Annotated in this window: 12 protein-coding genes; 8 read left to right on the top strand and 4 right to left on the bottom strand. The window is 65.0% G+C overall.

Translation table 11 applies throughout. From position 1 onward, the window contains the following. Positions 1-1,659, top strand: a complete 1,659-nt coding sequence (locus tag LVJ94_22930; GenBank protein WXB10069.1) for a GTP-binding protein — start codon at positions 1-3, stop codon at positions 1,657-1,659. A gap of 80 nt (positions 1,660-1,739) precedes the next feature. Here LVJ94_22930 and LVJ94_22925 read toward each other — a convergent pair whose 3' ends face one another. Next, on the bottom strand, positions 1,740-1,901 hold the full coding sequence (locus LVJ94_22925; GenBank protein WXB10068.1) for a Flp family type IVb pilin: 162 nt from the start codon (positions 1,899-1,901) through the stop codon (positions 1,740-1,742). 544 nt (positions 1,902-2,445) lie between these two features. Between LVJ94_22925 and LVJ94_22920 the strand changes: the two genes are divergently transcribed. Next, entirely contained in the window at positions 2,446-2,607 is a 162-nt protein-coding gene (locus LVJ94_22920; protein WXB10067.1) for a Flp family type IVb pilin, read from the top strand. 92 nt (positions 2,608-2,699) lie between these two features. Here LVJ94_22920 and LVJ94_22915 read toward each other — a convergent pair whose 3' ends face one another. Continuing rightward, a complete protein-coding gene (locus LVJ94_22915; GenBank protein ID WXB10066.1) occupies positions 2,700-3,923 on the bottom strand; it encodes an aminotransferase class V-fold PLP-dependent enzyme in 1,224 nt (407 codons plus the stop codon). 185 nt (positions 3,924-4,108) lie between these two features. On the opposite strand from LVJ94_22915, the gene LVJ94_22910 reads away from it, so the two are divergent. Continuing rightward, positions 4,109-5,020: a hypothetical protein gene (locus LVJ94_22910; GenBank protein WXB10065.1), complete on the top strand. Its 912-nt coding sequence runs from the start codon at positions 4,109-4,111 to the stop codon at positions 5,018-5,020. 1,858 nt (positions 5,021-6,878) lie between these two features. Beyond that, positions 6,879-8,162 (top strand): hypothetical protein, encoded by a 1,284-nt coding sequence (locus LVJ94_22905; protein WXB10064.1) that lies wholly within the window; start codon positions 6,879-6,881, stop codon positions 8,160-8,162. Between the two features lie 7 nt (positions 8,163-8,169). On the opposite strand, the gene LVJ94_22900 is transcribed toward LVJ94_22905, so the two are convergent. Further along, positions 8,170-8,580 (bottom strand): DUF2000 domain-containing protein, encoded by a 411-nt coding sequence (locus LVJ94_22900; protein ID WXB10063.1) that lies wholly within the window; start codon positions 8,578-8,580, stop codon positions 8,170-8,172. A 34-nt stretch (positions 8,581-8,614) separates the two neighbouring features. On the opposite strand from LVJ94_22900, the gene LVJ94_22895 reads away from it, so the two are divergent. The 4 genes from LVJ94_22895 (at position 8,615) to LVJ94_22880 (ending at position 12,308) form a co-directional block, all read left to right on the top strand. Further along, on the top strand, positions 8,615-9,469 hold the full coding sequence (locus LVJ94_22895) for an AraC family transcriptional regulator (protein ID WXB10062.1): 855 nt from the start codon (positions 8,615-8,617) through the stop codon (positions 9,467-9,469). A gap of 56 nt (positions 9,470-9,525) precedes the next feature. After that, the gene (locus LVJ94_22890; protein ID WXB10061.1) at positions 9,526-10,101 is read left to right on the top strand and encodes a TetR/AcrR family transcriptional regulator; all 576 of its coding nucleotides are present in this window, start codon (positions 9,526-9,528) and stop codon (positions 10,099-10,101) included. After that, entirely contained in the window at positions 10,098-11,051 is a 954-nt protein-coding gene (locus LVJ94_22885) for an MBL fold metallo-hydrolase (protein WXB10060.1), read from the top strand. The genes LVJ94_22890 and LVJ94_22885 overlap by 4 nt, the downstream gene beginning before the upstream one ends. A 222-nt stretch (positions 11,052-11,273) precedes the next feature. Further along, entirely contained in the window at positions 11,274-12,308 is a 1,035-nt protein-coding gene (locus tag LVJ94_22880; protein ID WXB10059.1) for a D-alanine--D-alanine ligase, read from the top strand. A gap of 2 nt (positions 12,309-12,310) precedes the next feature. On the opposite strand, the gene LVJ94_22875 is transcribed toward LVJ94_22880, so the two are convergent. Next, on the bottom strand, positions 12,311-12,511 hold the full coding sequence (locus LVJ94_22875; protein WXB10058.1) for a hypothetical protein: 201 nt from the start codon (positions 12,509-12,511) through the stop codon (positions 12,311-12,313). Position 12,512: the final 1 nt, after the last annotated feature.

Genomic DNA, 12,512 nt, shown 5'->3' with positions numbered 1-12,512 from the left:
ATGGCGGCGACGGAAATGACGAACGGGCTCGCGGGTTGGCTGCGGGCGCAGGAGCAAAAAGATTTGCTCCGCTTCGTGACCATCGGCTCGGTGGACGACGGCAAATCGACCCTCATCGGGCGCCTTTTGCACGATGCGCACGGGCTCTACGAGGATCAGCTCCACGCGGTGCGGCGGGCCTCGGTGCGTGGCTCCACGCGCGGCGAGGGCTCGACGTCGGAAATCGACTTTTCGCTCTTCACCGACGGCCTGCAGGCCGAACGCGAGCAGGGCATCACCATCGATGTGGCGTATCGCTATTTCACCACGGCGAGCCGCAAGTTCATCATCGCGGACACACCCGGCCATGTGCAGTATACACGCAACATGGCCACCGGGGCCTCGACGGCAGATGCCGCGTTGATCCTCGTCGATGCGCGCCTCGGCGTGCTGCCGCAGACCCGCCGCCACGCGCAGATTGCGGCGCTCTTGGGCATTTCGCACGTGGTCGCGTGCGTGAACAAGATGGACCTCGTGGGCTTCGATCGCTCCGTGTTCGACTCCATCGTGAGCGACCTTCGCGCGATCGGTGAAAAGCTCGGACTGCGCAGCCTCCACGCGATCCCCGTCAGCGCGCTTGCGGGCGACAACGTCGTCACCAAGAGCGAGCGCACGCCGTGGTGGCCGGGGACGACGTTGCTCGAGCACCTGGAGACCTTGCCGGTCGAGGATCGGGCGCGGGCAGGGGCGTTTCGCTTGCCCGTGCAGCTCGTGCTGCGTCCGGGCATCGGCTACCGAGGCTTCGCGGGGCAGATCGTGTCCGGCACGGTGAAGGCCGGTGACGAGGTGCTCGTGCTGCCCTCGGGCAAGAGCTCGCGGGTGACCAGCGTCGACGTGGCGGGTAAGTCGGTGGATATCGCCTTCGCGCCCATGAGCGTCGCGCTGCGGCTGGCCGACGAGATCGACATCAGCCGGGGCGACGTGCTGGTGCACGCCGAGACGCCGCTCACGGTGGCCACGGAGGTGGAGGCCGATCTGGTCTGGATGAGCGAGCGCCCGCTGGACCGGGCGAAGTCGTACTTGCTCAAGCATACGACGCGCACGGTGCGCGCCGAGGTGTCGACCGTGGTGTACGGGACGGATGCCGAGACGTTGGAGCCGGTGGCCAAGTCCACCTTGGTGCTCAACGACATTGCGCGGGTGCACGTGCGCTGTCGCGCGCCAATCTTCTTCGATGCGTACGCGACGCAGCGGGCCACGGGTGCGTTCATCCTGATCGACTCCGTCACCAACGACACGGTGGCCGCGGGGATGATCACGAAGGCGCTGGAAGGCGCCGCGGAGCGTGGCACCTCGCGCAGCCTGGTGGGTGACGAAGAGCGTCGCGCGCGTCTGGGCCAATCGGGCGCGGTGCTGCGCGCGGTGGCGGGATCGCTCGCGGCGGCGTTCGAGCTCGGCTACGCGCTGGAGCGGGCGCTGTTCGACGGCCGTCGCATCGCCACCGTGGTGGACGAGGCGCGCGATGCGAGCGACGCTGCCGAAGCGTGCGCGCGCGGCGGGCTATTCGCCATCGTGGCCGGCGTCGGCGCGGACGGAGAGAGCGTCGAGGTGAACGGGCGCGTGCTCCGTGCCTCGAGCCGCGAGGAGCTCGTTCAGCGCGTTCTCGCCGCGATTACGTGATCTGCGGCGCTTAAATGAAAAGCGGGCCGGAGGAATCTCCGACCCGCTTCATGGCCCTCGAGGAACGAGAGCGGTACTTCTCAGAACTCGCCCTTGGCGTCGTTCGCCGCGCCCTTGACGGCCTTGCCGAGCTTCTTGTAAGCGCCGGCGACAATCAGGAGGATGGCAACGAGGAGCAAGCCGTACTCGATCGCGGTTGCACCCTTCTCGTCCTTGACCAGCTTCATGATGTCTTTGTTCATAGGAATTCTCCTGATTGCGTTCGTTACTTGGGGGGATTTGGGGAAGCAGCGTGACCGCCGCTTCGTGAGGGCATTAGTACACGCTCCGTGCCAAGCCCGCAGTGCCCCGGCGCGCGTAAGGCTGATTTATGTAAGTTGCTGAAATGGCTGGTGAATTGCCTACTTCCGATGGGAAGAATGGTGCCGAAATGTGCGGCAAAAGAGTGGACGAGGCCCCGTTCATTGGCGGGTAATCGATGATCCAAACGAAGTAGGTCGCTCGCGAAATCGAGCCAAATTCGCGAGTCGCGAGCGCGCATGGATCATCTTTTACCGGTCTGTGGACTCGATGAAGTCCCCATTTCGTCCCGATTTTCTGCCGACGGTGAAATGTCGTTCTTGTCGACATTTTATGAGTATTTTCAAAGAGATGGGGGCGTTGCTCGCAGCTCCCGGGCGGGACGCGGGGCGTTGGCACGCAGCGTGTACTAGTGCCTTCACGAAGCGGCGGACACGCAGCTTCCCAAAACCCCCCAATCACGAAAATCAAATCAGGAGAATTCCTATGAACAAAGACATCATGAAGCTGGTCAAGGACGAGAAGGGTGCAACCGCGATCGAATACGGTCTCCTCCTCGTGGCGATTCTCCTGATCGTTGCCGGCGCGTACAAGAAGCTCGGCAAGGCCGTCAAGGGCGCGGCGAACGACGCCAAGGGCGAGTTCTGATCGCGCTGCGCGCCGGCATCAGTTCGAGGCGCGCGGGTTCTTGCGTGTTGCGGGCCGGTGGGTTTTCCCACCGGCCTTTTGCTTATTTGCGATTACGCCAGCGCGGCATCGATCGCATCGAGAAGCTGGGAGATCTCGTCGGCCGAGGTGTAGTGGACGAACGAGAGCCTCACCGCCCCGCCGGGTGCACCCAGCGCTTCGAGCAAGCGCAGCGCGTAGAAATGGCCGAAGCCCGCCATGATGCCGCGCTCGGCGAGTTTGACCACCACGTCCTGCGGATCGCGTTGACGGGGCACGAAGGCGACCGTGCTCGCGCGCTGGTGCGCATCGGCGCTGCCAAGGAGGCGCACATCGCGTCGCGATGCCAGGTGATCGAGCACCTTGGGCAACAGCGCGAGTTCGGCGTTCCGCAGGAGCTCTCGCACACGTTGCGGACGCGCCGCCCCCGGGCCACCGCCGTGGTGCGCATCGAGCGCATCGAAATACTCCGCCACGCCCCGCACGGCGGCGACCTGCGCGTGATCGGGTCCGGCCGGCAGGAGCCGCTTTCGCGGGTACGGCGCATTGAAATAGTGCCCCTCGTTGCCCAGCCGCTCCGCCAGCGCGTGCCGCACCACCATGGCCCCCTGGTGTGGGCCATATACCTTGTACAGCGAGAACACGTACACATCCGCACCGAGCTCCTTCACGTCGGGCAATCCGTGGGGCGCCCACGACACACCATCGACGACCGTCACGGCGCCCACCGCATGCGCCTTCGCCGTGATCTCCGCCACGGGGTTCACGTACGCAACGACGTTGGAGCAATGCGGAAAGGCGACGAGCCGCGTTTTCTCGGTGAGCAGCCCATCGAGCTGCGACGGATCGAGCGCACCGCTCTCGGCATCCACGCGCCACTCTTTGACGGTGATCCCACTCGCGGCAAGCCGTCGCCACACGCCGCCGTTGGCCTCGTGATCCTGGTTGGTCACCACGATCTCGTCCCCCGGCTTCAAGATTTCGCGAAAGGCCTGTGCGAGTACGTACGTATTCTGAGACGTCGACGGCCCTAGGTAGACCTCGTCCGTCTCCACGCCCAAGTATTCTGCCAATCGTGCATAGGCGGTATCCATCCACGCGCCGGCCTCGGTGGACGCCCGAAACGGGTAATACGGTTGCACCTTGAGCCGCCGATAATACGTATCGAGACGCCGTATCACCTGCGCACACGCATACGACCCGCCCGCATTCTCGAAAAATGCTTGGCCTTTCAGCGAAGATTCGTCGAACGCGGGGAACTGCTTCCGTACGAAGTCGACATCGAGGGGCTTGCTCATGGCACCCATTCTAGCCGATGTACGAATCGCGCCGCACGGATCGCGCCAAGAATATTCGACTTGCATTGAATGCGATGAAACGGCATATCGGTTCAACCATCGAATATCGATCGATGGTCCTACGTCTTACTGCGATTCACTCCCCTTGGCGGCTTGCGCAGAGCCATCATTAATGAGGATTTAGAATGAAATTGCGTAACAAATATACCTGGTTGAGTGTCGTCTTCTTCGCGAGCATCGCGGGCAGCGTTGGAGCGTGCAGCAGCAGCGACAACAACGGCAACCCTGGCGACAAAGACGGCGGACCGGGCCAGGATGGTGGCGGCACCAACGACGGCGGCGGCGGCGAGGAAACGCCGAACGGGAAAACCGGTTCCGTCAGCGTGATCAACTCGTCGTTCCAGGGGACGCCATTCTATTCGGTTTCCGCAGGGTTCACCGACGCATCGGCCCTCATCTCGGGTGAGAGCGGCAAATGCGAAACGTCGACCGAAGGCGCGTGCACGGTCATCAAGTGCCCGACGCCGGTGGTCAGCGATGCAGGGACTCCAAAACAAGTGAGCGCCGGAACCATCGAAATAAGCGGTGCCGATATTTCGCCGGCTTTCAAGCTAGAAGCGGATTCCGACAACAAGTACGAGGGCGAGAACGGATCGAAGTCCCTTTGGAAGGGCGGCGAGGACATCACGATCAAGGCCTCGGGCGACGCTAGCGGCGTGGGCTCTTTCGAGAAGACGTTGAAAGCTGCGCCACCCATCACCGTTTCCGGCGCGAGCCAGACCATCGACCGCACGAAACCGCTGGAGCTCACCTGGACGTTTGCTGGAAGCGCCGCGGGCGACATTGCGGTGGCCTTGACCACGACGGGCAACGCCGGCAGCGTGAGCGTTAGCTGCGCCGCCCCGATTGCGGACAAGAAGATTACGGTGCCTGCTGCGGCACTGGGGCAGCTCCCCAAGGGGGCTGGCTTCTTTGCCACCGCCGCGGGCAGTCTCAATACGATCAAGGTGTCCGATTACACCGTACGTCTCACGACGGTGAGTTCGGCGACCGGCAAAAATGGCCAGCCGCTTCCGTCCCAGGTGACGTACGAATAAACCGAATGTCGGGGGTTCCAGCGCGAGCCGTTGGGACCCCCGAACGGGCCTATTTGGGCATGTGAAGAGTTTTTTCGGTCGCGATGGTGCGGCCAAGGGCATGGTGTCATCGGTGTGGAACTGGCATCGTTCTCCATAGAAACTCTTCGAGATATTTTCAGCAACTTCCCTTAGTCGGGGCCGAAGGTCTTAGGTGGACTCGTATCGGAGGAACCTGATGGCCTATCATGGCGGAAGAAGATTGCCCCTTGGTGTGTTTGCGCGCGCTGCTCTCGCGCTTGCGTCGGTGCAGTGCGGTAGCGACTCTTCTTCAAATGATGAGAACAAGCCGCCGCCGCAAGTCATCAGTGGCTGCCCGATTGCGGATGGACCTCGGGCGGCACCCGCGTGCGTGAGCGATGACTTCGGATTCTTCGTCTCTCCGCGCGGGAACGATGGCGACGCAGGCTCGCGAGAAAAGCCGTTCAAGACCATCGCCAAGGCACTCCTCAATATTGGAGGAGGGCGCACATGGATCTACGTATGCGAGGGTAGCTATGCTGAAACACTGGAGTTAGCGACCGAGGTGAGCATCTTCGGTGGCTTGTCGTGCTCCGATTGGCGCTATACGGGAAACCGTCCCTCGATCGGTTCTGGGGAAAAGACTGCCCTTACCGCCAGGAATGCCGGCACGGTTCGAGTCGAGGACATCGACTTTACGACCGGTAACGCCGTTGCAAACGGAATGTCGAGTGTCGGAGGTCTCGTTTCCGGTGGTACAATTGTCCTGCGACGTACGTCATTTCAGACCGGGGCGGGGATGGCGGGAAAGAATGGTGACAGTCCTCCGCCTCGTTTCGCACCGGAGTTGGCGCCAGATGGGCGGCCACATGCCGGCTATCTCGGGGGCGTGGGGCTCGCCAATCCCAACTGCGCAAGCATTAGCGGTTCGGGAAGTGGCTTCATGCAGCCCAACCCGCCCATCGTCATCCCCGCAGTACCGGGCACCCCGTCGGTGAATCCACCGATTCCTACCAACTCGGGTTTCGATGGACGTCCTGCAGGCAACGTTGGGAACAACGGTTCCTTTGGACCGGGTGGGGCGGCAGGCGCTGGCGCTGTCTTGTGGGGAAAGCTTGGTGACACGGGTTGGCAGTCCGAGTCGGGCAAAGATGGTGGGGTGGGCGGACTTGCACAAGGCGGTGCAGGAGGGCAGATGCACGGCCAAGTCGGGGGAGGCAGCGGAGGCGCCGGTGGTTGCGGTGGCTTGGCGGGTCAAGGAGGCGCGGGCGGAGGATCGAGCATTGCTTTGGCGCTCGTGAACGCACAAGCAACCATTGAAGCGAGCCGATTTGCGGCGGGAGACGGGGCCGATGGCGGCAACGGGGGTGTTGGCCAGATCGGACAGCGAGGCGGAAGCGCTCCGAGCGAAACCGAAGACGGCTATCGAGGCGGCCACGGTGGACAGGGAGGCAGCGGAGGCGGAGGAGGAGGAGGGACCGGTGGTTTGTCCGTCGGCATCCTTTGGACAGGGAAACCTCCGAAGATCGACGGCCAGATCGTTGAGAACGTGCCCACCATCGAGAACATCACGAAAGGTAAACCAGGTAGGGGTCGACAAGGTGGTGCCGGTGGCGCCGGTGCTCCCGCGGACGCCAACCATGTCGCAGGTCTGAAGGGAGAAACGGGGACCGCAGGAAAATCCGGCATCGCCCAAGCGGTACTCGGATTGCAAGCAGGCGGCTCGCCATCGCCTTGAACCTCGAGCTGGTCTTGATGCCGGCGGGTCCTGGGCGAGCTGCTACGTTATGGGCAGATGTACAGGGACCCGTCGGAGCGCGAGGAGTTTGGGGCCCCCGAAGGGCCTTATTCTGGGCCCGTGAAGAGCTTCGCGATGGCGGAGCTGCCGCTGCACGTGCGCGGGCGGTTCGTGGCCGCGCTGGAGCGCAGGGGGGAGCCGTCGCCGTTGCTCGTGGCGAAGCAGGCGCTTTTTTCGCGGCTGTTCCGCAAGAGGGCGTGGGTGTTTCTCCTGCCGCTCGACCTCGTCGAGGTGAGGGGAGAGCGCGTGCGGCTCGTGCCGATGGGCGGGCTTCGCAAGGTGAACATCGAGCGGGAGCCGCGGCGCGATAGCCGGCGCGTGGTGCTCGTGTTCGAAGGGGGCGAGTCCTTTTCCTTCCGCGTGGCCAACGAAACGGCGGCGCAGCGCGCATACGAGAACATCGTGCATGCGCAGGGCGTCTTGAAGTCGCTCAGCATCATGCCCGACTTGGCGCAGGCCGTAGCGCTGGATCCCTTCTTTGCGCTCCGCTCGGACCCGGCGTGGGAGAAGCTCGGTGCCGCGCCGCGCGTCGCCGTCGTCGAATGGCGGCGTGTGCTGGCGACGGTGGCGGTGGGCGCGGGGCTCGTTCTGGCCGGGCGTGCGATGAGCGCGCCGCGGCCAGCCATCGTGGATCCCGTTGCGGCGCGCGCGGTGGCGACGCCGCTGCCGGCGGATACGGCCATCCCCGAGGTTCCCCAGCTGGAAGAGGCATGGCGGTCGTTCGGCCGCGATCCCGCCGAGGAGGCGCGAGAGCGCTCTTCGGAAAAACTGAAGCACCGCCTCGCGGAACATGTCACCCCCGCGGGGCGCAGCCTGCTCGATGCATTTCTCGCGAACGCGAAGAATACGAAGAACCCTCGCATCTACATCGAGGCGGAACATCTTTACCGCGGCGGGCAGCCCATCGAAGGCTGGGACGGGCACGACGGGTGGGAGCTGGAACGGCACACCGAGCGCGTCGCGCGCGCGTTCGGCATCGCGCTGTCGCAATACGTGCCCAGCGACGTCCTCGAGGTCGTGTTCCTACCCCATGGAGGCGAAGCGTCCGCGTGGGCCTCGGTCATTTCCATCGAGGTGATGCTCGCAAAGAAGAAGCCCCACGAGGACGAGACCTTCGTCTTCACCGTCTCGGTCAACCGCCAGCCGCGGTTCACGCTGACCTTGGCGCCGCCCACCGCGCCGCTCGACTCCGTGCGCAACAAGAGCCTCTTCTCCCTGCCCACGGACGTCACTCTCGAGAAGCGGCACCGCCTCGTCCTCGATGCACGCGCGTTCGACCGACTTTACGACGAGCTATTCGGCCTCTTCTTCACGGGCGACCCCATCGTGCCTCTTGGCGGGTGACGCTTCATTATTCGTGCAGGCGCAAGCCTTTGAATACCTTGTCGACCGCGTTGCGTGGGCCGTACACGGCGATGCCGGCGAATCGGAGTTTGCTCGCATCGGCGGCGCGGACCGCGGCGCGGTTGTCGATGTCGTTGTTCGTGGTGAACAACTCGTCGGTGTAGATCGCCGTGGCGAGGCCGCGCTCGAGCGCCTTGGCGTGGGCGGCGGCGAGCGCCTCACCCGAGCCTGCGTGGATGAGCACGGGCTGGCGGAACAGCGACAGGTACCGATGGTTGGCCGCGTCTTCGTAGGGCTCGCCGGCCACTTCAGGAATGCCGATGGCGACGCCGCTCGCGAGGAACGCGGTCACATTCAGCTTTTGCCACGTGGCAATGTCCTCCCGCACGGCGATGGAAATCTTGGTGTCGTAGCGCATGCCCCCATCGTTGGGGCGCGGTAAGCTCCGAGTCTTGAACGCTGGTGCGGCACCCCCTCGTGATTGGGCTCGCTACTTCCGGGCGGACGATCGGCCCCTGGAGCTGATGCACGCTTATTTTCGCGAGCACCGGTACCACCCCCACAGCCACGACGCGTACTCGTTCGGCGTGACCGAGGTTGGCGTACAGGCATTTCGCTGCCGCGGGGCCAACCGCGCGAGCGCGACCGGGATGGTCATGGCCTTCAACCCGGACGATCCGCACGACGGACACTCCGGCGCCGAGCTCGGCTTCGAGTACCGCATCGCCCACGTTGGCCCGGAGCTGTTGGCCGACGTGCTCGGCGATGCGTTGCGCGGTGGCGGGCGTGTGGCCCTCCCGCTCTTTCGCGAGCCGGTCATCCACGACGAACATGCCGCGCAGGCGCTCCTGCGCCTCTTCGCCAGCATGGAGGCGCGCAGCGGCCGGCTCGAGCGCGACGAGCGCCTTGCGGAAGCGGTGGTGGCGATGGCCCGGCGTGCGGGAATCACCGAGGAACTCCGCACACCGCGCGCGTCCTCCTCCGCGCACATCGCCGAGCGGGCGCGCGATTGGCTCGCGCAGCGGTACGCCACCGACGCCGACGCCGAGGAGCTCGCACGGGCCGCGGGCTGCAGCCGCTACGCCATGTACCGCGCCTTCGTCGCGCGCTACGGACTCTCGCCCAGCGACTACCAGCGCCAATGCCGCCTGCGCGAGGCACGCCGCCTTCTTCGAAGCGGCGCCCCGCTCGCCCAGGCGGCCAGCGCCGTCGGCTTTGCGGATCAGAGCCACCTGACGCGCTGGTTCGTGCGCTACTTCGGAATCACCCCGGGCGCCTATCGCCGGGCGGCTGAAGCGGATATGTAGACCGATTGCTATAGTTGCTCCTTGCGCTAGGTAGACCGATCGCTATAGTGACGGGCATGACCCAGTCCGATAGCCGTCGTCGTTTCTTGGAAACCACTGCGCGCCTCTTGCGCGAGCGCGGTTTCGCCGCCACGGGTATGGCCGACGTCGTGGCCGAAAGTGGCGCGCCCAAAGGTTCGCTCTATTTCCATTTCCCCGGTGGAAAAGAGGAGCTCTTTGCCGCAGCCATCGCGCATTCCGGCGAGCAAACGTGCGCGGGCATGAAGGCCGCGCTCGAGGGAAACAAGAGCACGCAGCGCGGGCTGGAGGCGATCATGGCCTACCTTGCAGCGTCGCTCGAGGGCTCCGATTTTCGCGCGGGCTGCCCCGTGGGGACGGTGGCGGCGGAAGCGCCGGATGCACCCCAAGTCCGCGACGGTGTGGCCGTTGTCTTCACCCATTGGCACGAGATCGTCAAAGGGCGCCTCGTGGAAGCCGGGGTCAAGGCGCGCAGGGCAGGGGAGCTCGCGGAGTTCATTCTCGCCGTCATCGAAGGCGCCATCGTCCTGGCCAAAGGGCGAAAGAGCACCGAGCCGGTGGAAACCGCCAAGCGCGAGCTCGCGCGCATCCTTCGAAACGAGGGCATCCAATGAAGCGCGCGCTCATGGTTGCAGGAGCGCTGCTCGCCTTCGGTGTGGCCGCCTTGGGCGTGCGCAGTCGAAAGCTTCCGGAGGCCCCGTCGCATGCGCGCGTGGCGCCGTCCCTCGAGGGCCTACCCAAGGTGGACGTTTGCTGGCTCGAGTTCGCGCGCCGCGAAGCTCCGGGGCGGGTGGCCATGGCCGGGTTTTCCACCAAGCCGGAGTGGCACGTCACCGTATCCGGCCTCTTGGTGCGGCATCCGCGCGGGGACGTTCTCGTCGATATGGGATTCAGTAGCCATTACGACGAAGAGATTGCCGATTATCCTGCGCTATTGCGATTTTGGCTCGGCCAGATCAAATCCGAAGTTCTCCATTCGGCGCCCGACGCCGTTCGCGCGGCCGGGGCGGATCCTGCGAAGCTGACGTGGGCAATCCCATCGCACGCGCACATCGATCACGCTGGCGGTCTGGTCGATCTTCCGGGCGTGCCCGTGTTGCTCCCGCAGGAGGAGATCGACTTCTTCGCCGAGTACGGGACCCAGAAGACACGCAAGGTGATCCCGGCGCATGCTCGGGCGGTGCAGGGGCGTACGACGGCGATCCATTTCGAGAAGAAGCCCTACGAGACGTTCGACGAGAGCGCCGATGTCTTCGGCGACGGATCCATCGTGATCGTAAAATTACCCGGACATACCCCAGGCAGCATCGGGACGTTCGTCAACGCCTCGGTCGAGAAGCGCTTCTTCCATGTGGGCGACACCGTGAACGTCGCGGAGGCCATCGACGCGCGCCGTCCCAAGAGCCTCGTCATGTCGGGCACGGACCACGACGAGGAGGGGGCCAACGCCATCGTGTCCCGGCTCGCCCAGCTGCACGCGCAGGCGCCGGAGGTGGTCATCCTGCCCGCCCACGACCGCGATCAATGGGTGCGCGCCTTCGGGAACCAGCCCAGCTGCCACTAACCGCCACCCGAGGAGCTCGGTTGTCTGCGACTTTGTTGACCAAAGGCCTCTCCACTTGATACGTGGCGGTGTCCTGGGCGCGCCAGCCCGTGGTTGCCATGACACGTGATCCCCACGTGGCCGGCACCTCCGAGCGGGCAAACACGCGGCAGATCCATGCCAGGCGCTCATGTACGACACGCGGCGCGAGAGTTGCTCAGCCCCCCAACGACGGAGAGATCAATGACAAAACGAGTCGGAATTCTGATGGGGGGCTTGAGCGGCGAGCGTGAGGTGTCACTTCGAACCGGGGAAGGCGTGGCCACGGCGCTCGAGGAGCGCGGTCACGACGTCGTTCGCATCGTGATCGGCCCGGAGTCGCCGTCGGTCGATGAGCTCGTTCGTCAGGCCCGCATCGATGTCGCCTTCATCGCGCTCCACGGACGCGGTGGTGAGGATGGCTGCGTGCAAGGCCTCCTCGAGTGGATGGGCATCCCGTACACCGGTTCGAGCGTCATCGCCTCCGCGCTGGCCATGGACAAACTGAAGGCCAAGGAGTTGTTCCGTCTCCACAACGTGCCGACGCCGCCGTACTACGTGGCGACCGCGCAGGATCTGGGCGCGACCTTGGCCGACTTGCAGGAGCTGCATGCGAGCTTCGGGTTCCCCGTGGTGGTCAAGCCGCGCGGCGAGGGCTCGTCGTTGGGCGTGAGCCGGGCGAATTCGCTGGAGGAGCTGGACAAGGCCATCCGCGCGGCGCTCGAGTTCGACCAGACGGTGCTGGTCGAGCGCTTCGTGCGCGCGATGGAGGTTCACGTCGGGGTGCTCGACGGGCGGGTGCTCGGGGCCATCGAGATCGTGCCCAAGAGCGGCGTCTACGACTACCACGCGAAGTACACGGCGGGCGCCACGGAGTACATTTCGCCGCCGCGCCTTTCCAGCACGCGCATCCGCGGTGTGGTGAACCTCGCGGAGCGTGCAGTGCGTGCGCTGGGTTGCTCGGGCGCGGTCCGCGTGGACCTGCTGGTGACCGAGGGCGAGAACGAGTACGTGCTCGAGGTGAACACGCTGCCGGGGATGACGCCCACGTCGCTCCTGCCGCAGATCGCCTCGGCGGCCGGTATCGACTACGGCTCGCTGTGCGAGTCCATCCTGGATACGGCGCGCCTGCACGCGGCCATTCCCCACGTGCAGCGCCGTTCGTCGGAAACGGCGGCCCGCGAGAGCGCGCCCGAGATCGTGCGGGAGAACCGCGCGGCGTTGCGCCGCGTCGGCTAGCCCTAGTCCATCAAGAGAATTGCGCGAAGCTCGACGAGTCGGGCTTCGTCTTCGTCCTCAAGGGTGTCACCCTTGGCTTGAAGGGTGCGCAGCTCCGCGTCGAAGGCGGCGAACTGCACGGCCGTGAGGATGGCCTTCTGGCGGCCGAAGTACTCGTACCGCCCGCGGTAGTCGAGGTAACGCTTGTGTGTCTGGGGATCCACG

This window comes from Sorangiineae bacterium MSr11367, from assembly GCA_037157805.1.
GTDB classification, from domain to species: Bacteria; Myxococcota_A; Polyangia; order Polyangiales; family Polyangiaceae; genus Pendulispora; species Pendulispora rubella.
The sequence above is the reverse complement of the archived record's forward strand: the minus strand, read 5'-3'. Positions and strand labels throughout refer to the sequence as shown.

Excerpts from the sequence above, each read along its gene's own strand:
- LVJ94_22930 (WXB10069.1), top strand. The coding sequence starts at position 1 with ATGGCGGCGACGGAAATGACGAACGGGCTCGCGGGTTGGCTGCGGGCG.
- LVJ94_22925 (WXB10068.1), bottom strand. The coding sequence starts at position 1,901 with ATGAACAAAGACATCATGAAGCTGGTCAAGGACGAGAAGGGTGCAACC.
- LVJ94_22920 (WXB10067.1), top strand. The coding sequence starts at position 2,446 with ATGAACAAAGACATCATGAAGCTGGTCAAGGACGAGAAGGGTGCAACC.
- LVJ94_22915 (WXB10066.1), bottom strand. The coding sequence starts at position 3,923 with ATGAGCAAGCCCCTCGATGTCGACTTCGTACGGAAGCAGTTCCCCGCG.
- LVJ94_22910 (WXB10065.1), top strand. The coding sequence starts at position 4,109 with ATGAAATTGCGTAACAAATATACCTGGTTGAGTGTCGTCTTCTTCGCG.
- LVJ94_22900 (WXB10063.1), bottom strand. The coding sequence starts at position 8,580 with ATGCGCTACGACACCAAGATTTCCATCGCCGTGCGGGAGGACATTGCC.
- LVJ94_22890 (WXB10061.1), top strand. The coding sequence starts at position 9,526 with ATGACCCAGTCCGATAGCCGTCGTCGTTTCTTGGAAACCACTGCGCGC.
- LVJ94_22885 (WXB10060.1), top strand. The coding sequence starts at position 10,098 with ATGAAGCGCGCGCTCATGGTTGCAGGAGCGCTGCTCGCCTTCGGTGTG.
- LVJ94_22880 (WXB10059.1), top strand. The coding sequence starts at position 11,274 with ATGACAAAACGAGTCGGAATTCTGATGGGGGGCTTGAGCGGCGAGCGT.